20 protein-coding genes and 1 riboswitch are annotated in these 24296 nt (G+C 71.0%); of the genes, 11 read left to right on the forward strand and 9 right to left on the reverse strand.

Annotated elements, in window-relative coordinates; genetic code table 11:
* Positions 1–17 precede the first annotated feature (17 nt).
* The 4 genes from ACYSUO_RS28450 to ACYSUO_RS28465 form a co-directional block, all read right to left on the reverse strand.
* Positions 18–695: a response regulator gene (locus ACYSUO_RS28450; RefSeq protein ID WP_461779088.1), complete on the reverse strand. Its 678-nt coding sequence runs from the start codon at positions 693–695 to the stop codon at positions 18–20.
* Positions 692–2368, reverse strand: coding sequence for a sensor histidine kinase (locus ACYSUO_RS28455; protein ID WP_461779089.1), 1677 nt, complete (start codon positions 2366–2368; stop codon positions 692–694). The genes ACYSUO_RS28450 and ACYSUO_RS28455 overlap by 4 nt, the downstream gene beginning before the upstream one ends.
* Before the next feature lie 87 nt (positions 2369–2455).
* Positions 2456–3412 carry a sucrase ferredoxin gene (locus ACYSUO_RS28460; RefSeq protein WP_461779090.1) on the reverse strand — a complete coding sequence of 319 codons (957 nt, stop codon included), beginning with the start codon at positions 3410–3412 and terminating at the stop codon, positions 2456–2458.
* Between the two features lie 24 nt (positions 3413–3436).
* Entirely contained in the window at positions 3437–4705 is a 1269-nt protein-coding gene (locus ACYSUO_RS28465; protein ID WP_461779091.1) for a citrate synthase family protein, read from the reverse strand.
* Between the two features lie 97 nt (positions 4706–4802).
* On the opposite strand from ACYSUO_RS28465, the gene ACYSUO_RS28470 reads away from it, so the two are divergent.
* The gene (locus ACYSUO_RS28470; RefSeq protein ID WP_461779092.1) at positions 4803–5972 is read left to right on the forward strand and encodes a citrate synthase/methylcitrate synthase; all 1170 of its coding nucleotides are present in this window, start codon (positions 4803–4805) and stop codon (positions 5970–5972) included.
* A 74-nt stretch (positions 5973–6046) separates the two neighbouring features.
* Here ACYSUO_RS28470 and ACYSUO_RS28475 read toward each other — a convergent pair whose 3' ends face one another.
* Positions 6047–6283: a hypothetical protein gene (locus ACYSUO_RS28475; RefSeq protein WP_461779093.1), complete on the reverse strand. Its 237-nt coding sequence runs from the start codon at positions 6281–6283 to the stop codon at positions 6047–6049.
* A gap of 162 nt (positions 6284–6445) precedes the next feature.
* On the reverse strand, positions 6446–6976 hold the full coding sequence (locus ACYSUO_RS28480) for a DUF6082 family protein (RefSeq protein WP_461779094.1): 531 nt from the start codon (positions 6974–6976) through the stop codon (positions 6446–6448).
* A gap of 341 nt (positions 6977–7317) precedes the next feature.
* Between ACYSUO_RS28480 and ACYSUO_RS28485 the strand changes: the two genes are divergently transcribed.
* A complete protein-coding gene (locus ACYSUO_RS28485; RefSeq protein ID WP_461779095.1) occupies positions 7318–8490 on the forward strand; it encodes a CobW family GTP-binding protein in 1173 nt (390 codons plus the stop codon).
* Here ACYSUO_RS28485 and ACYSUO_RS28490 read toward each other — a convergent pair.
* Positions 8487–10943, reverse strand: coding sequence for a DNA gyrase/topoisomerase IV subunit A (locus tag ACYSUO_RS28490; protein WP_461779096.1), 2457 nt, complete (start codon positions 10941–10943; stop codon positions 8487–8489). The genes ACYSUO_RS28485 and ACYSUO_RS28490 overlap by 4 nt on opposite strands.
* Before the next feature lie 320 nt (positions 10944–11263).
* Here ACYSUO_RS28490 and ACYSUO_RS28495 point away from each other — a divergent pair, with 320 nt between their 5' ends.
* From ACYSUO_RS28495 to ACYSUO_RS28510, 4 genes are all read left to right on the forward strand, one after another.
* Positions 11264–12607 carry a M16 family metallopeptidase gene (locus ACYSUO_RS28495; protein WP_461779108.1) on the forward strand — a complete coding sequence of 448 codons (1344 nt, stop codon included), beginning with the start codon at positions 11264–11266 and terminating at the stop codon, positions 12605–12607.
* A 17-nt stretch (positions 12608–12624) separates the two neighbouring features.
* The gene (locus ACYSUO_RS28500) at positions 12625–13992 is read left to right on the forward strand and encodes a M16 family metallopeptidase (protein ID WP_461779109.1); all 1368 of its coding nucleotides are present in this window, start codon (positions 12625–12627) and stop codon (positions 13990–13992) included.
* Between the two features lie 240 nt (positions 13993–14232).
* Positions 14233–14396, forward strand: a riboswitch (cyclic di-AMP (ydaO/yuaA leader).
* A gap of 12 nt (positions 14397–14408) precedes the next feature.
* The gene (locus ACYSUO_RS28505) at positions 14409–15209 is read left to right on the forward strand and encodes a M23 family metallopeptidase (RefSeq protein ID WP_461779097.1); all 801 of its coding nucleotides are present in this window, start codon (positions 14409–14411) and stop codon (positions 15207–15209) included.
* 221 nt (positions 15210–15430) lie between these two features.
* Positions 15431–16117 (forward strand): GntR family transcriptional regulator, encoded by a 687-nt coding sequence (locus tag ACYSUO_RS28510; protein ID WP_461779098.1) that lies wholly within the window; start codon positions 15431–15433, stop codon positions 16115–16117.
* 173 nt (positions 16118–16290) lie between these two features.
* Here the strand turns inward: ACYSUO_RS28510 and ACYSUO_RS28515 are convergent, their stop codons facing one another.
* Positions 16291–16572, reverse strand: coding sequence for an HPr family phosphocarrier protein (locus tag ACYSUO_RS28515; RefSeq protein WP_030021209.1), 282 nt, complete (start codon positions 16570–16572; stop codon positions 16291–16293).
* A gap of 188 nt (positions 16573–16760) precedes the next feature.
* Between ACYSUO_RS28515 and ACYSUO_RS28520 the strand changes: the two genes are divergently transcribed.
* The 4 genes from ACYSUO_RS28520 (at position 16761) to ACYSUO_RS28535 (ending at position 22198) form a co-directional block, all read left to right on the forward strand.
* Positions 16761–19619 carry a bifunctional acetate--CoA ligase family protein/GNAT family N-acetyltransferase gene (locus ACYSUO_RS28520; protein WP_461779099.1) on the forward strand — a complete coding sequence of 953 codons (2859 nt, stop codon included), beginning with the start codon at positions 16761–16763 and terminating at the stop codon, positions 19617–19619.
* A gap of 79 nt (positions 19620–19698) precedes the next feature.
* On the forward strand, positions 19699–20289 hold the full coding sequence (locus ACYSUO_RS28525) for a DUF5998 family protein (RefSeq protein WP_389274413.1): 591 nt from the start codon (positions 19699–19701) through the stop codon (positions 20287–20289).
* On the forward strand, positions 20286–21473 hold the full coding sequence (locus ACYSUO_RS28530) for an alkaline phosphatase family protein (protein WP_461779100.1): 1188 nt from the start codon (positions 20286–20288) through the stop codon (positions 21471–21473). The genes ACYSUO_RS28525 and ACYSUO_RS28530 overlap by 4 nt, the downstream gene beginning before the upstream one ends.
* Before the next feature lie 74 nt (positions 21474–21547).
* Complete coding sequence (locus ACYSUO_RS28535; protein ID WP_327661139.1) at positions 21548–22198, forward strand: thymidine kinase; 651 nt, start codon at positions 21548–21550, stop codon at positions 22196–22198.
* A 30-nt stretch (positions 22199–22228) separates the two neighbouring features.
* On the opposite strand, the gene ACYSUO_RS28540 is transcribed toward ACYSUO_RS28535, so the two are convergent.
* Complete coding sequence (locus tag ACYSUO_RS28540; RefSeq protein ID WP_461779101.1) at positions 22229–23005, reverse strand: VOC family protein; 777 nt, start codon at positions 23003–23005, stop codon at positions 22229–22231.
* A 275-nt stretch (positions 23006–23280) separates the two neighbouring features.
* Between ACYSUO_RS28540 and ACYSUO_RS28545 the strand changes: the two genes are divergently transcribed.
* Positions 23281–24138: a sulfurtransferase gene (locus ACYSUO_RS28545; RefSeq protein WP_461779102.1), complete on the forward strand. Its 858-nt coding sequence runs from the start codon at positions 23281–23283 to the stop codon at positions 24136–24138.
* The last annotated feature ends 158 nt before the right edge of the window (positions 24139–24296 follow it).

Consider the following 24296-nt stretch of genomic DNA (forward strand, 5'->3'; position numbering starts at 1 on the left):
GGTCAGCGGGCCGGCAGTCAGCGGCTGGCGGCCCACTCGTAGCGGTGCTCGGGCCGCCCGGTGTCCCCGTACTTCAGGCTCAGCCGCACCCGCCCGGTCCGCTCCAGAAGCTTGAGGTAGCGCTGGGCGGTCTGCCGGCTGAGCCCGGTGACGTCGGCCAACTCCTGTGCCGACAGCGGGCCTTCGGCGGTCATCATCGCCCGGCGGACCAGCTCGGCGGTGGTGGTCGAGTGCCCCTTGGGCAGCTCGGGCGCGGGCCCGGCGGAGAGCGCGCCGAAGATCTGGTCGACCTCCGCCTGCTCCGCCTCGCCCCCGCCGTCGAGGGTGCGCCGCAGCGTCGCGTACGCCTCCAACTTGCCTCGCAGGCCCGCGAACGAGAACGGTTTGACCAGGTACTGCAGCGCCCCGTGGCGCATCGCGGCCTGTACGGTCCCCACGTCGCGCGCCGCGGTCACCATGATCACGTCGATCTGGTGGCCGCGTTCGCGCACCGTCCGGGCGAGCGAAAGACCCGTCCGGTCCGGCAGGTAGTGGTCGAGCAGCACCAGGTCGACGTGGAGCTCCTCGATCCGGTCGAGTGCTTCCGCCGCGTTGTGCGCGGTCGCCGCGACACGGAAGCCAGGAACCTTCGCCACATAGGCGGCGTTGACGTCGGCGACGCGGATGTCGTCGTCCACGACCAGTACGTCGATCATCGGGCCTCCTCGGTCACGTCCGACACGTCCGGTACGTCCACGGTGAGGGCCTCCGGCAGCACGACGACGAACTCGGCGCCCCCGAGGGGCGACCGGGTCACCTCGGCGGTGCCGCCCTGCCGTTCGGCGAACCTGCGCACCAGGGCGAGCCCGATGCCGCGTTTGCCGTGGGCCGGTGGCTCCTTGGTGGACCAGCCTTCCACGAAGACGGTCTCCCGCTGGTCGGCGGGTACGCCCGGCCCGGAATCGCGTACCCGTAGGACCGCACTACGGCCTTCGGCCCGCAGAAGCACCTCCACGCGCGCGTGCTGCCCCGAATCCACGCGCGCGTGCTGCCCCGCACCGGCGGCCGCGTCCAGGGCGTTGTCCACCAGGTTGCCGACGATCGTGACGAGGCCGCGCGGATCGACGAGGCGGTCCGGCAGCCAGGTGTCCCCGGAGATGCCGAACTCCACACCGCGCTCCGCGGCGACGGTCGCCTTGCCCACCATCAGGGCCGACAGCAGCGGGTCCTCGATCCGCTCGGTGATCTGCTCCGCGGTCACCCGGCGGGCCCCCGCCACCTCGCCGACGAAGTCCACGGCCTCCTCGTACATCTCCAGCTCAAGAAGGCCCAACAACGTATGCATGCGGTTCGCGTGTTCGTGGTCCTGCGCGCGCAGGGCGTCGATCAGGCCGCGCGTGGAGTCGAGTTCGCGGCCCAGCTGCTCCAGCTCGGTGCGGTCGCGCAGGGTGGCGACCGCGCCGCCGTCGTCGGTGGGCATCCGGTTCGCGACCAGGACGCGCTGCCCGCGCACCGTGAGCAGGTCGGTCCCGGAGACGTGCCCCGCGAGCACGTCCGTCGTACGCCCCGCCCCGAGTGCCTCGTCCAGCGGCCGTCCGATCACCTTCGCGTCCACGCCGAGCAGCCGCTGCGCCTCGTCGTTGAGCAGGCGTATCCGCCCGCCGCGGTCCAGCGCCACGACGCCCTCGCGGATGCCGTGCAGCATGGCCTCGCGCTCGGCCAGGAGCGCCGAGATGTCCGAGAAAGCCAGGTCACGGGTCTGCCGCTGGACCCGTCTCGAGATCAGATAGGCGGCGAGCGCCCCGACGGCCAGGGCCCCTCCGGCGTACGCGAACAGGCCCGGGATGGCGTGGATGAGGCGCGCGCGGACGCTGTCGTACTCGATGCCGACCGAGACGGCTCCCACGATGGCCCCGTCCGCGGCCCTCAGCGGCACTTTGCCGCGCGCGGAGCGGCCGAGCGTCCCCTCGTCGATCTCCATGACCGCGCGGCCCGCCAGCGCCGCGCTGGGGTCCGTCGACACGACGTGCCCGATCCGGCCGCGATCGGTGTGCGACCAGCGGACGCCTTCACGGTTCATGATCACGACGTACTCGGCGCCGCTGGCCCGGCGGATCCGCTCCGCCGCGGCCTGCACGGGACCGTCCCCGCTCGGCCGTGAGGAACGCAGCTCCTCGGCGATCCGGGGCTCCGCCGCCGTGGTCTGCGCGATGGCCAGAGCCCGCCGCATCGCCTGGTCGTCGAGCTGGTCGCTCAGCGGCGCCAGGAAGAGCCCCGTCGCCAGCACCGCCACTCCCGCGGCGATCGCCACCTGCATCAGCAGGACCTGGGCGAACACCCGTCTAGGGAGGCCGAAGCGCAGGCGGCGGGCAGGGGAAGTGGAGCTCATGGCTCAGAACGGTACGGGCCCGTCGGCGCTGGTCGAAGGCCTTTGTGGCGCGGATCTCCCCGCCGCCTCCGACCGGGAGCGCTCCGGTCAGCCGCGCAGGGCGGAAGCCTCACGCACAGCGACGACATCCATACGGGCCGGCGAGCCGAGCGCGGCGCCACAGCTCTCCGGCCGGGGCGGGAGCGAGGCACCGCGGGCGACCACGACGGTCCAGCGGCGGCCGTCCATGTGGGCGATCGTCACGTCCCAGTACGCGTTGTCCACGAGCGCATCAACAGATGGATCGGTTGGTGGATCCATCGATGCCGTGTGTACGACGCTCAGGACACCGGCACGGTGCTCGCCGGTCGTCCGGCGCACGGCGAGCTCGGCGGCCTGTCCCGGACGGTCCCAGGCGGAATTGCCACGGCAGCCATCGAGCACGATCCGGTCCGAGCGCACCGCATGAAGGACCTCTTTGACGTCGGCGGCCGAGGATCTTCCGTAGGCGTAGCCGTAGGGCAGCACCAGGAGAGTGGGGGAGAAGCGGTGGCCGCCCAGGTGCGTGATTTCCCAGACGCCCTCTCCTCCGGAGGAGGCGAGTTCGGAGGCCAGGGGCCGTCCCAGAAGCGCGCAGCACCGGTCGCGCTTCCCGTTCGTGCAGACGAAGGCGAGGGGCTCGCCTTCGTAAGGGGCGCCGAAGCCGCCGTGCCGCCCCGCCCCCAAGGCGGCGAAGTCGAGCCCCAGAAGCTCTTCGGGAGCCGCGACTGTGGTGCTGCGCAGCCAGGTCTTTCCCGGGACTGTGTGGGCCACGTACACCTGGTGGCGCTGCGAGGCGTGGTGGTCCGCGTGCCGGCCCGGACGGCGCACGAGGGCGACGCGCACTCCCGTGCCGTCCGCTGCAGCCTCCAGGGCGCGGCCCACTTCGGGGTCGAGATGACTGGAGACCAGGGCCTTCGCGCCCCACGGACCCGGCTGCTCGATCAGCAGCCAGGTGCGCGCGGTGGCCGCCGTCCCGGCCAGAGGTTCCTCAAGATCCCGCGAGGCGGTCGTGCACGTATTCACAGCGGCGACCCTAACCCCGCCCGGTCACTCCGCCGCGGAAACCGACGGCAGAGGCTGCGGCGGGCGGGGGCCTACGTAGTGTCCCGTCGGCCGCATACGAAGAGGGCGTTCGTCGTACTCCTCCAGGGCGTGCGCGATCCAGCCCGTCGTGCGTGCGACGGCGAAGATCGTCTCGCCTGCTTCCGCCGCCATCCCGAACGACGCAGTGAAGGCCGCTAGGGCCAGGTCCACATTGGCGTGCAGGTCCGTGTGGCGGGCAGTGGTCGCCACGACGTCGCGGGCTGCCGCCAGGGCGGGACGCGCCTTCGGGAGTTCCTCCAGCGCCGCGAACAGCGCCTGTGCGCGCGGGTCCTCGCCCTGGTAGAGGCGGTGGCCGAGCCCGGGCACGCGGCGGCCCGAACGCAGCTCGTCGGCCACCACGGAGCCCGCGCTGCCCCGGTCGAGGACGTCCAGCAGCATCCGGTGGGCCAGACCGCTCGCCGCCCCGTGCAACGGCCCCTCCAGGACGCCCAGGCCCGCCGAGACGGCGGCGTAGGTGTGCGCCCGCGCGGACGCGGCGACGCGCACCGCGAGCGTCGAGGCCGCAAGGTCGTGATCGACCAACAGGGCAAGAGCCATGTCCAGGACGCGCAGTGACGCCTCGTCGGGCTCCGTGTAGGTCAGCCGCCCCCACAGGCGCTGGGCGATCGGCGCGCCGTCCACGTACGTCGTTCGTACGAGGGGCAGCGCGGCCGCGAGGGTAGGGATGAGGGACCGGGCGGCGCCGAGCACGGAGTCCTCGGACAGGTCGTAGCGCAACGGGTCGGCCGTCGCCGCGGCAACGGCCGCCACCCGCAACCGGTCAATGGGGCTGCTGAGTTCGGGCAGGGCGGCCATGGCCTTGCGGGCCGCGGAGAGCGATTCCTTGGGGGCGGTGAACCGGGCGCCGGGGCGCAGCCTGCCCGTCCACAGCCACTCCGCGACCTCCTCGTACGAGTGGCGGGCCGCGAGCTGTACCGCGTCGACCCCCCGGAAGAAGTACCGGTCGTCGTCGATGAGGGTGATCCGCGTGCGTACCGACAGCTCGCCCGTGCTCGAACCGGCCGTGGTCTCCCGTCTGTTGCGGCGGGCGAGTGCCTCGACCTCGGCGGCGTCGAAGGTGCTGCCGCGTGTGTTCTCCCCGCGCCTGCTGGTGAGCTGCCCGCGGCTCACATACGCGTACACCGTCTCGGGCTTCACGCCGAGAAGCTCGGCGGTCTCCTTGGTGGTCAGGCGGCGGGCCCGCTGCGTCGGTGCAGGTTCTTGATCCCTCATGCGCGTCACCGTATCCGGATCGCCATGCATTGATTCAATCAATATTGACAGTTATTGAGTCAAGCATGGACAGTCGAATCAAGTCCAGGGAGGAAACATGCCGATCAACGGGAGCACGGCCGCCACGGCCGTCGACGTACCACGCGGGCTCGCCGGTGTCGTCGTCACCGACACCGAACTCGGGGACGTCAGGGGGCGAGAGGGCTTTTACCACTACCGCCAGTACTCTGCTGTCGAGCTCGCGGAAACCCGCGGTTTCGAGGACGTGTGGCACTTGATGCTGCATGGCGAACTGCCCGGCGCCGAGCGGTCCGTGGCCTTCGCGCGGGAGACCGCCGCTCAGCGCGGGCTGCCCGAGGACGTGCGGGCCGCGCTGCCGGCGATCGCCCGGGCCGGTGCGGTCTCGGGGCCGCTCGCCGGGCTGCGGACGGCGCTCTCGCTGTTCGGTGCTTCTCGCGGCTTTCGGCCCGTGTACGACATCGACCCGGACCGGCGGCGCGCGGATGCGGTGGCGGCGACGGCTGTGGTCCCCACGATGCTCACCGCACTGCACCGGCTCGGTGAGGGGCTCGAGCCCGTGGAGCCGCGCGAGGACCTCTCGTACGCGGCCAACTACCTGTACATGTTGACGGGTTCGGAGCCCGACCCCGCGCATGCACGAGCCATCGAGCAATACCTGATCTCAACCATTGATCACGGATTCAATGCGTCAACGTTCACGGGGCGTGTCATCGCGTCGACCGGGGCGGATGTCGCGGCCTCTCTGGTCGGGGCGGTCGGAGCGTTGTCCGGGCCGCTGCACGGCGGAGCGCCCAGCCGTGCGCTCGACACCCTGGACGCGATCGGCACACCGGACCGCATCGACTCCTGGATCCGGGAGCGGGTGCTCGCGGGCGAGCGGATCATGGGCTTCGGTCACCCCGTCTACCGCACGGAGGACCCGCGCTCGCGCATGCTGCGCGGAATCGCGGAGCGGTTCGGTGGTCCGCTGGTGGAATTCGCGGTTCAGGTCGAGCGCCAGGTGGAGGCGATCCTCGCGGAGCTGAAGCCGGGGCGCGAGCTGCACACGAACGTGGAGTTCTACGCGGGCGTGGTCATGGAGCTGTGCGGCCTGCCACGCGCCATGTTCACGCCGACGTTCGCGGCGGCCCGGGTCGTCGGCTGGAGCGCCAACATCCTTGAGCAGGCGGAGGATACAAAGATCATCCGACCTGCGGCACGGTACGTGGGGGTGGAGCCGCCGGTGGCGGTGCCGCTCGTCGTCTGACGGGTGCGGTGGAGGCCCGGCGGGAGTTGCTGCCGGGCCTCGGACGCGGTCGTGGCGTATGTCGCCGACGGCTGTCAGTCGTCCGGGATGTCCCCCTTGGCGCGCACCAATGTCTCCCGGTTCACGATGACGATGCGCTCGTAGTCGGCGACCCCGGCGTCCGGGGGGAGTTCGCCTTTGAGGTCCGCGGTGGCCTCCGTGCCGATCACAGCGAAGTTTCCGTCGCTGAGTTCGAAGACATCGGGGCAGGTGGCGCCGGAACTGCTTCCGCGTGCGCTCGGGGGCACCCCGATGCGGCGTACGATCTTCAAGGGAACCGGATTCCTTCTCGGGGCGACGTTACGCCGCTGAATTGGTGCGCCTCATGAGGCGTTGCTTCGCAACACTAGCCCGCCTCATGAGGCGTGAGGATACCGATTCGCCTGTCGCCAGGGGGAGTTGTTGCGCAACTTCACCGCTTCGGGGGAACCCTGTCAGTCTGACGGTGGTTCGCCCACCACCCACCATTCCTCCGTGTCCGCGGCGGCCTCGATCTCGTGGAACAACGCCTCTGCCATGCGGCCGATCTCTGCCTCGCTGGACGAGGGGTCCAGGGAGGCGCGGTGGGCACGGGTGGCCTCCCAGTACTCGCGCATGTACGGGCTCTGGAACAGCTCCCGAAGGATGCCGAACAGTTCGCGCTGGTCGTGCAGGCCGGACTCGTAGTTGTGGAAGGCGTTGACGTACCAGAGGTTGGCGTACATGAACTGGCGCCGCTTCTGCGGGGTGAGTTCCAAGCCGTAGTTGTCGATCACGACCGCCAACGCGGGGTCATCGATCGCCTTGCTCAGCAACTCCCAGTGCATGCGCTGCTGATGCGCTCGAGCCAGGCGGTGGCGCTCCCTCGCGGATCGCTTCGTTTCAGGGCCGAAGCGATGCCACAGATGTGTCGCGGTGCCACCTGCGAGTCCGCCCACGGCAGCGGCGACTACCGTCCGGCATATCCCTTGACTCTGTGTGGTCATGTCAACCCCCGATTCAGGCGACCGTGCGCCGGTCGTCGGATGAGGGGCGACGGGGAAGGAAACCGGCGGCGGTGGGCGGCGCGCTTGCCGACTCCCAGGGTGCCGAGCGGCTCTGATCGGCGGGAGGCGGAGAGGAGGCGCACGGGTGGATGCTCAGTTCGCGAAAACCGGCGCCATGTCCAACGTGTGCCCAGCGGGCGCCGTTAGCAATCGTTCACTTCGCGGCCTTTCCGCCCGCTCGTATCCTGGGGCGGCATTCATTCTTCGTACGAGAGCCGGACCCCGAACCGGCGTGCGCTGCGGCGCACGACGCGGCGCGATCCGGTGTGAGAGAGGTCGCGTTGAGCAAGGCCAGCCCGCAGCAGATCCCCGTCGTCGTCCTCGCCGGCTTTCTGGGTTCGGGGAAGACGACCTTGCTCAATCATCTGCTGCACCGCAGCGGGGGCACCCGGATCGGGGCGATCGTCAACGACTTCGGGTCGATCGAGATCGACGCCATGGCGGTCGCCGGACAACTGGGCGACTCGACGGTCTCGCTCGGCAACGGGTGCCTGTGTTGTGCGGTGGATGCCAGTGAACTTGACGTGTATCTGGATAAGTTGACTCGGCCCGTCAATGACGTGCATGCCATTGACGTCATCGTGATCGAGGCCAGTGGCATCGCTGAGCCTCAAGAACTCGTGCGCATGGTGCTGGCCAGCGACAACCCGCGGATCGTGTACGGAGGGTTGATCGAGGTCGTCGACACCGCCGAGTTCGACGCCACCCGCCAGAAGCACCCCGAGGTGGAGCGGCACCTGGGGATCGCGGACCTCGTCGTGGTGAACAAGGGCGATCGCGTCGGCCCTGACGAGCGCGAGCGGGTCCTGGGTGCCGTGCGGGCCGTAGCCGGGCGGGCCGCCGTCGTGTCCGCGTCGTACGGGCGCATCGACCCGGCGCTGCTCTTCGACTGCCGCCCCACCGAGGAGCGGATCGGGCAGCTGTCCTTCGATGATCTGCACAGGCATGACGGCAATGGCGATGGTGATGGCGACGATGGCGAGGGTGGCGACCAGGGCGGCAGTCACGCCGCGCATGACACACATCTCCACGCCGCCTACGACAGCGTCGCGTTCACCTCCGAAGTGCCCATGGACCCCCGCCGGCTGATCGCGTTCCTCGACAGCAGGCCCGAGGGGCTCTACCGCATCAAGGGATATGTCGACTTCGGCGCGGGCGACACCGGCAACCGGTACGCCGTGCATGCCGTGGGGCGCTTCCTGAGGTTCTACCCGGAGCCGTGGCCGAGCGGCGAGGAGCGCCTCACCCAGCTCGTCCTGATCGGATCCGGCATCGACGCGACCGACCTCGGCAAGCAGCTCGACGCCGCCAAGAGCGACGCCCCACACACCGTGGACGAGCAGGGCATGTGGGGCGTTCTCCGCTACGTGCAGGACAAGGGCGAGGCGGAGGAGGTCGCGGACTACGTCGACCCCGAGGCGGACCTCGCTCCTGCCCCGCTCCCGCGTTCCTAGATCGGGCCGGCCGTCGCCGCCACCGTCTTCGGCAGCGACACGCCCGAACCGTCTCGGCGCGGGTCCATCTCGGGCAGCTCGGCCGGCGTGCCGTTCTTCTGCGCAGCACGCGCGGGTGCCGGGCCGGCCCAGGCCAGGCTCAGGCAGTCCTCACCCTTCAGGAAGCGCTGGCAGCGGACACCGCCCGTGGCACGCCCCTTCCTCGGGTACTGGTCGAACGGCGTCAGCTTGGCCGTCGTCTGCACCGAGTCGTCCAACGTGCCGCGCGAGCCGGCCACGGTGAACACCACCGCGTCGACCGCCGGGTCGATCGTGGTGAACGAGATGACCTTCGCTCCAGTCGCCAGCTTCACGCCGGACATGCCGCCCGCCGCGCGGCCCTGCGGGCGCACGATGGAGGCCTGGAAGCGCAGCAGCTGTGCGTCGTCCGTGATGAAGACCAGGTCTTCCTCACCGGTGCGCAGCTCCGCGGCGCCGACGATGCGGTCACCGTCCTTGAGGGTGATGACCTCCAGCTCCTCCTTGTGGGACGGATAGTCGGGCACCACGCGCTTCACGATGCCCTGTTCGGTGCCGATCGCCAGGCCGGGCGAGGACTCGTCCAGGGTCATGAGACACACGACCGTCTCGTCAGCCCCCAGGGAGGAGAGGAACTCGGAGACCGGGGCGCCTCCCGAGAGGTTCGGTGCGGAGGCCGAGTCCGGGAGCTGTGGCAGGTCGACCACGTTCAGGCGCAGCAGGCGTCCTTCGGACGTGACGACGCCGATCTCGCCGCGTGCCGTGGCGGGGACCGAGGAGACGATCACGTCGTGCTTTGTGCGCTTGGTGCCTTCACCTTCGGTGAAGGGATCGCCGTTCGCCGTACGGGCGAGCAGCCCGGTCGAGGAGAGCAGCACACGGCACGGGTCGTCGGCGACCTGGAGCGGAACCGCCGACACCGGGGCGCCCGCCGACTCCAGGAGCACCGTGCGCCGGTCGTCGCCGAACTTCTTCGCCACGGCGGCCAGTTCGGAGGAGACCAGCTTGCGCAGTTCGGAGTCGGAATCGAGGATGCCGGTCAGCTCGTCGATCTCGCCGTTGAGCTTGTCGCGCTCCGCGTCCAGCTCGATGCGGTCGAACTTGGTGAGGCGGCGCAGCGGCGTGTCCAGGATGTACTGCGTCTGGATCTCGCTCAGCGAGAAGCGCTCGATCAGGCGCTCCTTGGCCTGCGCGCTGTTGTCGCTGGAGCGGATGATGCGGATGACCTCGTCGATGTCCACCAGGGCGACGAGGAGGCCCTCCACCAGGTGGAGCCGGTCCTGCTTCTTGCTGCGGCGGAACTCGCTGCGGCGGCGCACCACGTCGAAGCGGTGGTCCAGGTAGACCTCGAGGAGTTCCTTGAGGCCGAGGGTGAGCGGCTGACCGTCCACCAGCGCCACGTTGTTGATGCCGAAGGACTCCTCCATGGCCGTCAGCTTGTAGAGCTGCTCCAGGACGGCCTCCGGCACGAAGCCGTTCTTGATCTCGATGACCAGGCGCAGGCCGTGCTCGCGGTCCGTGAGGTCCTTGACGTCGGCGATGCCCTGGAGCTTCTTGGAACCGACCAGTTCCTTGATCTTCGAGATGACCTTCTCGGGGCCGACCGCGAAGGGCAGCTCGGTGACGACGAGGCCCTTGCGGCGCGGCGTCACGTTCTCCACGGAGACCGTCGAGCGGATCTTGAACGTGCCGCGGCCCGTCTCGTACGCGTCCCTGACGCCGGACAGGCCGACGATCCGGCCGCCCGTCGGCAGGTCGGGCCCCGGAACGTACTTCATGAGCGTGTCGAGGTCGGCGCCCGGGTGCCGGATCAAGTGCCGCGCGGCGGCGATCACTTCACCCAGGTTGTGCGGCGCCATGTTGGTCGCCATGCCGACCGCGATGCCCGACGCGCCGTTCACCAGCAGGTTCGGGTACGCCGCCGGGAGGACGAGCGGCTCCTGCTCCTGGCCGTCGTAGTTCGCGACGAAGTCGACCGTGTTCTCGTCGATCGACTCCGTCATGAGGGTCGCGGCGGCGTCCGGGCGGCACTCGGTGTAACGCATGGCGGCCGGGCGGTCGTCATTGCCCAGGGAGCCGAAGTTCCCGTGCCCGTCCACCAGCGGGACGCGCATGGAGAACGGCTGGGCGAGGCGCACCAGGGCGTCGTAGATCGACGAGTCGCCATGGGGGTGCAACTTACCCATGACCTCGCCGACCACGCGGGCGCACTTCACGTAGCCGCGCTCGGGGCGCAGGCCCATCTCGTTCATCTGGTAGACGATCCGACGGTGGACGGGCTTCATCCCGTCGCGGGCGTCGGGCAGGGCGCGTGAGTAGATGACCGAGTACGCGTACTCCAGGTAGGAGCCCTGCATTTCGTCGACCACGTCGACGTCGAGGATCTTCTCCTCGAAGTCGTCGGGCGGCGGGGTCTTCGTGCTGCGGCGGGCCATCGCTGCTGCGGCTCCTTCACCTACAAGAACGGTTACATGAACGGGAACTGTCGCGGACCATTGTGGACCGCCGCACTGACAACGCCGCTCGCGGCCCTTCAGTACCGGGTGTCGCGCGGCCCCCAGAGGGCCGCCTGCTCGCTCACGGCGTAGCCCCGGCGGGAACTTCGCCAGGTGCCAGCACGCTTGCATACAGTGGCAGCACTCGCAGCAGTTCAGTGTTCCAGGACTTGGTTCCATGACCTGGTTCCAGGACCTGCCGCAGTCCAGAGCTCACCGCGAATTCGCGTTGCACCGCGATCGAAGGGACGTACATGCCCATGGGTCACACGGCCACCGCCGAGGCCGGCTCCGGCGGCCTGACAGCGACCGAGCACCGGCTGGCCAACGGCCTGCGCGTGGTGCTCTCCGAGGATCACCTGACCCCGGTCGCGGCGGTCTGCCTCTGGTACGACGTCGGCTCGCGCCACGAGGTCAAGGGCCGTACGGGCCTGGCTCACCTCTTCGAGCACCTGATGTTCCAGGGCTCGAAGCAGGTGCACGGCAACGGGCACTTCGAGTTCGTCCAGGGCGCGGGCGGCTCGCTCAACGGTACGACGAGCTTCGAGCGCACCAACTACTTCGAGACCATGCCCGCCCACCAGCTGGAGCTCGCGCTGTGGCTTGAGGCCGACCGCATGGGCTCGCTCCTCACGGCCCTCGACGACGAGTCGATGGAGAACCAGCGGGACGTCGTGAAGAACGAGCGGCGTCAGCGCTACGACAACGTGCCCTACGGCACGGCGTTCGAGAAGCTGACCGCTCTCATGTACCCCGAGGGGCACCCGTACCACCACACGCCCATCGGCTCCATGGCCGACCTGGACGCGGCCACCCTCGAAGACGCGCGGAACTTCTTCCGCACCTACTACGCGCCCAACAATGCGGTGCTGTCGATCGTCGGCGACATCGACCCGGAGCGGACGCTGGCCTGGGTCGAGCGCTACTTCGGCTCCATCCCCGGCCACGACGGCAAGCCCGCCCCGCGCGACGGTGCCCTCCCGGAGGCCATCGGCGAGCAGCAGCGCGAGGTCGTCGAGGAGGAGGTCCCGGCGCGCGCCCTGATGTCGGCCTACCGGCTCCCGCAGGACGGCACGCGCGCGTGCGACGCCGCCGACCTCGCCCTCACCGTCCTTGGCGGCGGCGAGTCCTCGCGCCTGTACAACCGGCTCGTACGCCGTGACCGCACCGCCGTGGCGGCCGGTTTCGGCCTGCTGCGCCTCGCCGGAGCGCCCTCCCTGGGCTGGCTGGACGTGAAGACCTCCGGAGACGTCGAGGTGCCGGTCATCGAGGCCGCCGTCGACGAGGAGCTCGCCCGGTTCGCCGAGGAGGGCCCGAGCCCCGAGGAAATGGAGCGCGCCCAGGCCCAGTTGGAGCGCGAGTGGCTGGACCGCCTGGGCACGGTCTCCGGGCGCGCCGACGAGCTGTGCCGCTACGCCGTCCTGTTCGGCGACCCGCAGCTCGCCCTGACCGCCGTGGGGCGTGTCCTGGACGTGACCGCCGAGGAGGTCCAGGAGATCGCCAAGGCGCGCCTGCGTCCCGACAACCGCGCGTCCCTCGTGTACGAGCCGACCGCGCCCGCCGACACCGAGAACGCCGAGATCGCCGAGGAGGCGGGCCAGTGACCGAGCAGCTCGCGAACATGGACTTCCACCCGCGGCCGCAGGCGGGCGAGCCCAAGCCCTGGGCGTTCCCGGCCCCGGAGCGCGGCGCGCTCCCCAACGGCCTGACGGTGCTGCGCTGCCACCGGCCGGGACAGCAGGTCATCGCCGTTGAGGTGCACCTGGACGCGCCGCTGGACGCCGAACCGAAGGGGCTCGACGGCGTCGCGACGATCATGGCGCGTGCCTTCAACGAAGGCACCGACAAGCACTCCGCCGAGGAGTTCGCCGCCGAGCTGGAGCGCTGCGGCGCCACGATGGACGCGCACGCCGACCACCCCGGCGTCCGTGCCTCCCTCGAAGTGCCGGCCTCCCGCCTCTCCAAGGGCCTCGCCCTCCTGGCCGACGCCCTGCGGGCCCCCGCCTTCGACGACAGCGAGATCGAGCGCCTCGTCCGCAACCGCCTGGACGAGATCCCGCACGAGGCCGCGAATCCGGCCCGGCGTGCCGCCAAGGAGCTCTCCAAGCAGCTCTTCCCGGCCGACGCGCGCGTGTCGCGCCCGCGCCAAGGCACCGAGGAGACCGTCTCCGCCATCGACGCGGCGGCCGTGCGCGCCTTCTACGACCGGCACGTACGCCCCGCCACCGCCACGGCTGTCGTCGTGGGCGATCTGACGGGCATCGACCTGGACGCCCTCCTCGCCGACACGCTCGGCGCCTGGACCGGCGACACCGCCGAGCCGCGCCCCGTGCCGCCGGTCGTCGCCGACGACACGGGCCGTGTGGTCATCGTGAACCGCCCGGGCGCCGTGCAGACGCAGTTGCTCATGGGCCGGGTCGGGCCGGACAAGCACGACCGTGTGTGGGCCGCGCAGGTCCTCGGCACGTACTGCCTGGGCGGCACCCTCACGTCGCGCCTGGACCGCGTCCTGCGCGAGGAGAAGGGCTACACCTACGGAGTGCGCTCCTTCGCCCAGGTGCTGCGCTCCGCGCCCGACGGCAGCGGCGCCGCGATGCTCGCCATCAGCGGCTCGGTGGACACTCCGAACACCGGGCCCGCGCTCGACGACCTGTGGAAGGTCCTGCGCACGCTGGCGGCCGAGGGGCTCACGGATGCCGAACGGGACACCGCCGTACAGAACTTGGTGGGTGTGGCCCCGCTCAAGTTCGAGACCGCGGCGGCCGTCGCGAGCACCCTCGCCGACCAGGTCGAGCAGCACCTGCCGGACGACTTCCAGGCGCAGGTGTACCGGCAACTGGCCGCCACGGGCACCGTGGAGGCCACGGCCGCCGTCGTGAGCGCGTTCCCGGCGGACCGCCTGGTGACGATCCTGGTGGGTGACGCCGCGCAGATCGAGGAGCCGGTCAAGGCGCTCGGCATCGGCGAAGTCACGGTGGTCGAGAGCTGAGTCCGTCTTCCGCGACACACCACGAAGCCCCGGCGCCGGCATCGGCCGCCGGGGCTTCGTGGCGTCGGTCACGATCATCTTCAATCACCACACGCGCGCAAATGTCCGAATTGATGTGGTGGTTGCCTGTCTGCCCTGTGGCGTGCACTACAAAAGCCGGGTTCTGTTTGTCGATCCAAAGACGGCCCGCTTAGCGTTCCCTCCGGCTGTCCGCCAGACGTACGTCGCGCCCGCGACACCGGACAGTCATCGCCGAGTCCCCATGGTGCGAGCCAGGGGAGCCGGGGACCCACCGAAGTCCCTGGGGTGAATCGGGCGCTCTTCTCGTAAGGGGAGGGGGCCTGTAGGAGACCTTCCTGCTCCGAACCCGTCAGCTAACCCGGTAGGCGAGAAGGAAGGAAAGGACCAGCCACTTCATGGCGTTCACCCGTGCCACCGGGAAGCACCGCCGTCCCAGCCGCCTGACGCGTACCACCGCTCAGGTCGCCGGCGTCGCCGCGATCACCACGACGGGCGTGGTGGGCGGCCTCGCCGCCCCCGCCCTCGCCGCCGACGCCGCGGCAGCCCCGCACGATGGCCTCACGCAGGCCGTCGCCATCGGCGACTCCCTGGCCGAGCAGATCGACGCGCAGGCCACCGCGCAGCAGAAGGCCGCCGCCAAGGCGAAGGCCGAGGCCGAGGCCAAGAAGAAGGCCGAGGAGGCCAAGCGCAAGGCCGAGGCGGAGGCCAAGAAGCGGGCCGCCGAGAAGGCCGAGAAGGAGCGCGAGGCCAAGGAGCGCGCCGCCCGCGAGGCCGAGCGCAAGCGCCTGAACAGCTTCGTGTCGCCGATCTCCGGCTCGTACGTCTCCACCGCCTACCAGGCCGGCAGCGGACTGTGGTCCTCCGGCAGCCACACCGGCATCGACTTCCACGCCTCCAGCGGCACTTCGGTGCACGCGGTCGGCATGGGCACCGTCGTCGAGGCCGGCTGGGGCGGCTCGTACGGCAACAACGTCGTGATCAAGATGAAGGACGGTACGTACACCCAGTACGGTCACCTGTCCTCGATCGGCGTCTCCGTCGGCCAGGACGTCACCCCCGGCCAGCAGATAGGCCTCTCCGGGGCCACCGGCAACGTCACGGGCCCGCACCTCCACTTCGAGGCCCGCACCGGCCCCGACTACGGCTCGGACATCGACCCCGTCGCGTACCTGCGCCAGCACGGTGTGAACGTCTGACCCGTCAGGCACACTCCACGAAAGCCCCGGCTCACCGAGCCGGGGCTTTCGCGTGCGCGGGTCCGCACTGTCCAAAAAATATCCCTGGATTCAGTTCCCTCGTCGGAAATTCAACTCCGGTGGAATAGAGTCTCCGGGTAAACGTTCCGGCCACGTGTCATTCGCGCTTGACCGGGCGTCAATCGGCCGCGTATCGCGGGCATTGAGGCGGAGGTCGAGTCATGCGCATTCCCGCGCAGTCGGTATGCACAGCGATCCGCGACGACATCGTCGCCGGCGTCTACGAGCGCGGCGGCAGGCTCACCGAGGAACTGCTCGCGCGTCGCTACGGGGTCTCGCGCGTGCCCGTCCGCGAGGCGCTGCGCACCCTGGAGGCGGAGGGGTTCGTCGTCACGCGCAGGCACGCGGGCGCGTGCGTGGCCGAACCCACCGAGCGGGAGGCGGCCGACCTCCTGGAGATCCGCATGCTGCTCGAACCCATGGGCGCCGCCCGCGCCGCGCAGCGCCGCACCGAGGCCCACCTCAAAGTGCTGCGTGGCCTGGTCAGGCTGGGGCAGGAGCGCTCCCGGCGGGGCCAGAGCGAGGATCTGCGCTCCCTCGGCAGCTGGTTCCACGAGACGCTCGCACAGGCCTCCGGCAGCCCCGGTCTGATCACCCTGCTCACCCAGCTCCGCCACAAGATCGCCTGGATGTACACCGTGGAGAGCCCGGCCCGGCCGGCCGAGTCCTGGGCCGAGCACGGCGCCATCGTCGACGCCGTGGCGCGCGGCGACGCGGAGCGCGCCCGCGCCCTGGCCACCCTGCACGCGGAGCGCGCGACGGCCGCCCACAGGCTGCGCGTCCCCCGCGCGGGCGAGCATGTGAGGACTTCGCAACATGCAGTCAACACGGTGGGGCGCCAGGTTTAACAACGGCGCCGTATACAAAGAAGTGCACTATTCGGTGAATGGGTTGAACAGGGTGCGGATGAATTCCCGCTGCCTTTTTCCTGCCGTCCAATTCACGCCGCAATAGCGAACGAAAAAGCCGCGCGCCCCGAAGGGGAACGCGCGGCTTGGCCGTACTGCTTTTTGTCTTTGTGTCAGACGGTCTCGGGAAGCTCCTCGAGCCCCTCGGCGACCAGCTTCGCCAGACGGTCGAGCGCGGCGTCCGCACCCTCGGCGTCGGAAGCCAGCACGATCTCCTCGCCGCCTTGCGCGCCCAGGCCGAGCACGGCCAGCATGGAGGCGGCGTTGACGGGGTTGCCGTCGGCCTTGGCGATCGTCACGGGAACGCCGGCGGCCGTGGCAGCGCGGACGAAGATGGAAGCGGGGCGGGCGTGGAGGCCCTCGGCCCAGCCGACGTTGACGCGGCGCTCAGCCATGTGATGCTGCCCTTCAGGTGTCTCACGGTTGTCTAGACCAGTGTTCCATATCGGATGGCGTGCGTGACGCGGACCCAGGTCCCCACCGGCACGGCCCTTCGGTCCTCCATAGGGTGCCCTCCGTACGCACGGGCCGCGACCCGTACGACCGACCGCCGTCTGTCGGTGCCCGGCCCTACCCTTGCGGCATGGAGACCCCGTCGGACCGCCATGCGTACCCCGCCCACTGGGAGGCCGACGTGGTGCTGCGCGACGGCGGCACCGCGCGGATCAGGCCCATCACGACCGCGGACGCCGAGCATCTGACCAGCTTCTACGAGCAGGTCTCGGACGAGTCGAAGTACTACCGCTTCTTCGCGCCCTACCCCCGCCTGTCCGCCAAGGACGTGCACCGCTTCACCCATCACGACTACGTGGACCGAGTCGGTCTCGCGGTCACGGTGGGCGGCGAGTTCATCGCCACGGTGCGCTACGACCGGATCAACGAGCAGGGCATGTCGGCGACCGCGCCCGCCGACGAGGCGGAGGTCGCCTTCCTCGTGCAGGACGCCCACCAGGGCCGGGGCGTCGCCTCCGCCCTCCTGGAGCACATCGCGGCCGTCGCCCGCGAGCGCGGCATCCGCCGGTTCGCCGCCGAGGTGCTGCCCGCCAACAGCAAGATGATCAAGGTGTTCCGGGATGCCGGATACACGCAGAAGCGCAGCTTCGAGGACGGCGTCGTCCGCCTGGAGTTCGACATCGAGCCCACGGAGGCCTCGCTCGCGGTGCAGCACGCGCGCGAGCAGCGCGCCGAGGCCCGCTCGGTGCAGCGCCTGCTCGCCCCCGGCTCCGTCGCCGTGATCGGCGTGGGACGTGCGGCCGGAGGAGTGGGCCGCAGCGTTCTCGACAACCTGAAGGACGCGGGCTTCACCGGACGCCTGTACGCGGTGAACCAGGCGTTCGGGGACGACGTCACCGAGATCGACGGCGTGCCCGCCCACCGCTCCGTACGCGACATCGACCCGGCGGAGGCGGTCGACCTGGCCGTCGTGGCCGTGCCCGCCCCGGACGTCCCCGAGGTCGTCGCCGAGTGCGGCGAGCGCGGCGTACAGGGCCTCGTCGTGGTCTCCGCCGGCTACGCGGAGAGCGGGGACGAGGGCCGCGAGCGCCAGCGCGCCCTGGTCCGCCAGGCCCGCAGCTACGGAATGCGCATCATCGGGCCGAACGCCTTCGGGGTCGTCAACACGTCACCGGACGTACGGCTCAACGCCTCGCTCGCCCCCGAGATGCCGCGCCCCGGGCGCATCGGCCTGTTCGCCCAGTCCGGCGCCATCGGCATCGCGCTCCTGTCCCGCCTGCACCGCAGGGGCGGGGGAGTCACCGGAGCCAGCGGCGTCTCCACGTTCGTCTCCGCGGGCAACCGCGCGGACGTCTCCGGGAACGACGTCCTTCAGTACTGGTACGACGACGCGGACACCGACGTCGCCCTCATGTACCTCGAATCGATCGGCAACCCCCGCAAGTTCACCCGCCTCGCCCGCCGCACCGCCGCCGCCAAGCCCCTGGTGGTCGTGCAGGGCGCCCGGCACAGCGGCATCGCGCCGACGGGTCACGCGGTGCGGGCCACCCGCCTCCCGTACGCCACCGTGTCCGCGCTGCTGCGCCAGGCGGGGGTCATCCGGGTCGACACGATCACCGAACTCGTGGACACCGGCCTCCTGTTGGCCCGCCAGCCGCTGCCCGAGGGGCCGCGCGTCGCCATCCTCGGCAACTCGGAGTCGCTCGGCCTCCTTACGTACGACGTGTGCCTCTCCGAAGGACTGCGGCCCAAGCCGCCGCTGGACCTGACGACCGCCGCGTCCGCCGCCGACTTCCGGGCCGCACTGGAGCAGGCGCTGGCCGACGAGAAGACGGACGCCGTCGTGGTCACCGCGATCCCCGCCGTGGGGGAGGGCCCTTCGGAGGACGCGGAACTCGCGGCCGCCCTGAGCGCGGCAGCCGCCACCGGCCCCACGAAGCCGGTGCTCGTCGTCCACGTCGAACTCGGTGGCCTCGCGGAAGCACTCTCCGCCGCGGCCAGCACGGGGCCCAACGCGCCCGACGCCCTGCCCCAGCGCGCCACTTCGGAGACCCCTGGGGGCCCCGAGACGCCGGACGCCCCCGAAGGCAGCCCGCCTCCTGTGGACCGCGCTCCGCGCCTCATCCCCGCCTACCCTGCCGCCGAGCGCGCCGTCCGCGCGCTCTCCCAGGTGGCCAAGTACGCCCAGTGGCGACGCGACGCCGCCACGCCCGGCAAGGTGCCCGAGTACGACGCCGTCGACGAGCAGGGGGCCGCCGAGCTCATCACGGAACTGCTCGCCAAGGAGGGCGACCCGCGAGGCGCGGAGCTCGCCCCGGAGGACGCCCGCGCCCTGCTGTCCCGCTACGGCATCGACGTCCGCAGCACGCTGCCCGCTCCCGGCCCCGACGAGGCCGCGGCGGCCGCGCGCACGCTCGGCTACCCGGTGGCCCTGAAGACGACCGCCCCGCATCTGCGGCACCGCCCCGACCTCGGTGGCGTACGCCTGGACCTGGCCGGCGAAGCAGAGCTGCGGCGCGCCTACGAAGACCTGACCCAGCGGCTCGGCAAGCCCGCCGAACTGCGGCCGGTCGTGCAGTCGATGGCGCCGCGCGGAGTCGACACCGTCGTACGCGCCGTCATAGACCCGGCCGCCGGCGCCGTGCTCTCCTTCGGGCTCGCCGGAGCCGCCTCCGAGCTGCTCGGTGACACCGCGCACCGGCTGATCCCGGTGACCGACAAGGACGCGCAGGCGATCGTGCGGTCCATCAAGACGTCCCCGATCCTCTTCGGCTGGCGCGGCGCGGCCCCCGTGGACACCCCCGCGCTCGAAGAACTGCTGCAGCGCGTGTCCCGCTTGGTCGACGACCACCCCGAGGTCGTCGGCGTCGCCCTCGAACCGGTCGTCGTGGCGGAGCGCGGGCTGACCGTGCTCGGCGCCTCCGTCCGGCTCGCGCCGCCGCCCGCCCGCGACGACCTCGGCCCGCGCACCCTGCCCGCCGCGTACTGAACCACCTCGTAAGAGCCCCTCACGGAGAGTTATCCACAGGGGCATCGGCAGTCTCTTTACGGGCCTTAGGATGGACCACATGGCCAAGACCAGTACGACGACCCAAGGGCTGCGAGCGGCGATCGAGCGCAGCGGTTACTACCCGGCTCTTGTGGCCGAGGCGGTGGAGGCCGCGGTCGGCGGCGAGCCCATCTCGTCGTATCTGGTGCACCAGGAGACCACGTTCGATGCGAACGAGGTGCGTCGTCATGTCACCGTCCTGGTCCTGACCGACAGTCGCTTCATCGTCAGCCACACCGACGAGCAGGCCGCCGACAGCACGTCCCCGACGTCGTACGCGACGACGTCGACGGAGTCCGTGCAGATCGGCCGGATCTCCTCGGTCGTGCTCAGCCGCGTCGTCGCCAATCCGGAGAAGTACGTCCCGGGGTCGCTGCCCCGCGAGGTCGTCCTCACCATCGGCTGGGGCGCCGTGTCCCGCATCGACCTGGAGCCCGCGACCTGCGGCGACCCCAACTGCGAGGCGGACCACGGGTACACGGGCAGCACGACCGCGGACGACCTGAGCCTGCGCGTCAGCGAGGCCGGGGACGGCCCGGAGACCGTGCGCCAGGCCCTCACCTTCGCCCAGTCCCTCTCCGAGGCCATCGCGGACGCGGGCCGCCGATGACGCAGGCCGCCTGGGACGACGTAGAGCCGCTGCCCGTCCACTCCGCTCCCGTCCCGGCGTACGGCACCGGATCCCTCGCGGATCTGCTGCCCACCATCGGCGCCCACCTGGGCGTGCCCGGCTGCACCGCCGGCATCTCCGAGCTGCAGCCGGTCGACCGCGCCTGCGTGTTCCTCATCGACGGCCTGGGCTGGGAGCAGCTCAGGGCGCACCCGGACGAGGCGCCGTTCCTCAGCTCGCTCATACCGTCCTCGCGCGGCGGTACGGGCCGCCCGATCACCGCGGGCTACCCGGCGACCACCGCGACCTCCCTCGCCTCCGTGGGCACGGGCCTGCCCCCTGGCGCGCACGGCCTGCCCGGCTACACCGTGCGCAACCCGGCCACCGGCGAGCTGATGAACCAGCTCCGCTGGAACCCGTGGACGAAGCCGCGGACCTGGCAGCCGTACCCCACGATCTTCCAGCGCGCCCACGAGGCGGGCATTCACACGGCACAGGTGTCCGCGCCGCACTTCGAGACGACCCCCCTCACCAAGATCGCCCTCAGCGGTGGCACGTTCTACGGCCGCCTCTCCGGCGAGGACCGCATGGACCTCGCCGCCGAGCAGCTGGCCGCGGGCGACCGGTCGCTGGTGTACACGTACTACAGCGAGGTCGACGGCAAGGGGCACCGCTTCGGCGTCGACTCCGACCCCTGGCGCGGCCAGCTCATGTACGTCGACCGCCTCGCGCAGCGCCTCGCCGAGCAACTGCCGCCGCGCAGCGCCCTGTACGTCACCGCGGACCACGGCATGGTCGACATCGCCTTCGACGAGCAGTCCCGCATCGACTTCGACGAGGACTGGGAACTGGGCGCGGGCGTCGCCCTGTTGGGCGGCGAGGGCCGCGCCCGCCATGTGTACGCGGTGCCGGGCGCGGCGGCCGACGTGCTCACGGTGTGGCGAGAGGTGCTCGGCGAGCAGTTCTGGATCGCCTCGCGCGACGAGGCGATCGCGGCCGGCTGGTTCGGCCCACAGGTCGATCAACGTGTGTACGACCGGCTCGGCGACGTCATCGCAGCGGCCCGTGACGACGTGGTCCTCATCGCCTCGCGGAACGAGCCGAAGGAATCCCTGATGGTCGGCAACCACGGCTCGATGACTCCGGCGGAACAGCTCGTACCGCTGCTGGAAGTACGCTCCTGAACCCTCCGGCCACCTCGGCCACGCCGACCGCCTCGGCAACCCCCTCACGTCACGCGAAAGGTGCTCAACTTCCCATGCCCGAGCTGGTGTTCTTCTCCGGAACGATGGACTGTGGGAAGTCGACCCTCGCTCTGCAGATCGAGCACAACCGCTCGGCGCGCGGCCTCCAGGGCCTCATCTTCACCCGCGACGACCGGGCGGGGGAGGGCAAGCTCTCCTCCCGCCTCGGCCTGGTCACGGACGCCGTGGAGGTCGCGGACGACCTGGATGTCTACGCGTACGTGGTCGACCATCTCTCGCACGGCGGCCGGGTGGACTACCTGATCGCGGACGAGGCGCAGTTCCTCGCGCCCGAGCAGATCGACCAGCTCGCCCGGGTCGTCGACGAGCTGGAACTCGACGTCTTCGCCTTCGGTATCACGACCGACTTCCGCTCCAAGCTGTTCCCCGGCTCGCAGCGTCTGGTCGAACTCGCCGACCGCGTAGAGGTGTTGCAGGTGGAGGCGCTGTGCTGGTGCGGCGCCCGCGCCACGCACAACGCCCGTACCGTCAACGGCGCGATGGTCGTCGAGGGCGCCCAGGTCGTCGTCGGTGACGTGAACCGGTCGCCGGACGAGATCGGCTACGAGGTGCTGTGCCGGCGGCATCACAGCAGGCGGATGACGAGCGCCACGGCACACGCGGCGGCACTGTCCCCGGACGTGCTGCCGGTCGGCTCCGCCTGAGCGGGACGCAGGCCTCGGGAAACGCCCCGCCTACGCGGCCGGGGGCGCCACCAGCGAGAACTCCGCCCCCTCCGGATCCGCCACCGTGGCCACCCGCCCGTGTGTGCCCTCGCGGGCTGCGGTCACCACGTGGCCGCCCAGGTCGGCGACGCGTTCCACGGCCTCGTCCACGTCCTTGACCGTGAAGTACGTCATCCAGTGCGGGCCCTGGTCGCGGGGCAGGGCGTGGCCGACGCCGTGCACGGAGGCCACGGGGTGGCCCGCCAGGTGCAGGGTCAGGAAGTCGAAGTCGGCGGAGACGACGGCCTCTTCGGAGTATCCGAAGACCGCCTGGTAGAACTTCGCGACGCTCGCGGTCTCCCGCGTCACCAGCTCGTTCCACGCCATCGCGCCCGGCACCCCGGTCACCGCCGAGCCCACGTGCCCGGCGGCCTGCCAGATCCCGAACACCGCGCCCGTGGGGTCGGAGCCGATAGCCATCCGGCCGGCCTCCCCGGCGTCCAGCGGGCCCACGCCCACCGTGCCGCCGCAGTGCCGCACCGTCTCGGCCGTCGCGTCCACGTCGTCCGAGGCGAAGTAGGGGGTCCAGGCGAGCGGCAGGTGGCGGTCGGGCGGCAGTTGGCCGATCCCGGCGACCTCCTTGCCGTCGAGGAGGGCCCGTGCGTACGGGCCGAGCTGCTGTGGGCCGGGCTCGAACTCCCAGCCGAACAGCGCCCCGTAGAACTCCTGGGTCGCGGCCATGCCGTGCACCATCAGGCTCACCCAGCAAGGTGTGCCGGGTGCGCGCCGGGCTGCTGCCTCGGTCATCGTCACTCTCTCCTCGGAACGGGACCCTCGGGGCCCGCGGCTCGGGATCCCATGTGTCAGGTGGCGCCCGTGCCGATGGTGGCACTCGGTGCCGCGCGACGCTCCCTGGCCGCGCCGAAACCATCGGACTCCCCGCTGAGGATGCCCGAAACGGTGTTTCGCATTCGTTTCGGCGCCACGACCCTGCCATGTCCGGTCAATAGACGCTCGGTAGTCGATCGAGCACGCTATACGACCACGAGCGCGCGGGCCAGAGCATGAGCAAGGATGGGCCCATGAATGCCATCATCTCCGCATCCGAACTCGCGAGCGAGTTGACGGGTGAGCGGCCCCCCGTGCTGCTCGACGTCCGCTGGCAGCTCAGCCTCGCCAAGACCGCGGGAGCACCCGCGTTCGACGGCCGTGCCGAGTACGCGGCGGGCCATGTGCCCGGCGCGGTCTACGTCGATCTCGATACGGAACTCGCTGGTCACGCGGGCCCGGGGGACGGCCGACACCCCTTGCCCGAGCTGTCCGCGTTCGGCGCGGCGATGCGCGCCGCCGGCGTCTCGGCGGACCGCGACGTCGTCGTATACGACGGTGGGCAGGGCTGGGCCGCGGCACGCGCCTGGTGGCTGTTGCGCTGGACGGGTCACCCGTCCGTGCGAGTTCTCGACGGTGGGCTTGCCGCCTGGGACGGGCCCCTGGAGACCACGGCCCCGACGCCGCAGCCGGGCACCTTCGAGCCTGCACCCGGTGCCACCGGCCTGCTCGACGCGGACGCCGCCGCGGCCCTGGCCCGCTCCGGCCTGCTCCTCGACGCCCGCGCCGCCGAGCGCTACCGCGGTGACGTGGAGCCCATCGACCGCGTCGGCGGCCACATCCCCGGCGCGGTGTCCGCTCCGACCACGGAGAACGTCGGCGACGACGGCCGCTTCCGGCCGGCCGCCGAGCTCGCGGAGCGCTTCAAGTCCCTTGGTGCGAACGGCGATCCGGGCCAGGTCGGCGTCTACTGCGGCTCGGGCGTCTCGGCCGCGCACGAGATCCTGGCGCTCGCCGTGGCGGGCATCGACGCCCAGCTGTACGTCGGTTCCTGGTCCCAGTGGTCCGCCGACGAGGCGCGCCCGGTGGCCACGGGGCCGGATCCCCAGTAGCCGCCGCCACGCACAGGGGGCCCGCGCCGACTGAACGGCGCGGGCCCCCCGGGGGGTCCAAAGGGTGGGACTGGTGGGGGCGGGGGCGCCACAAACAGCGTAGTTGGGGGCGTGCCGAAGAAGCGTTCGGCCCAAAACCGCACCGCGGCGCGGCGACC

This window comes from Streptomyces sp. UC4497 (genome assembly GCF_054871485.1).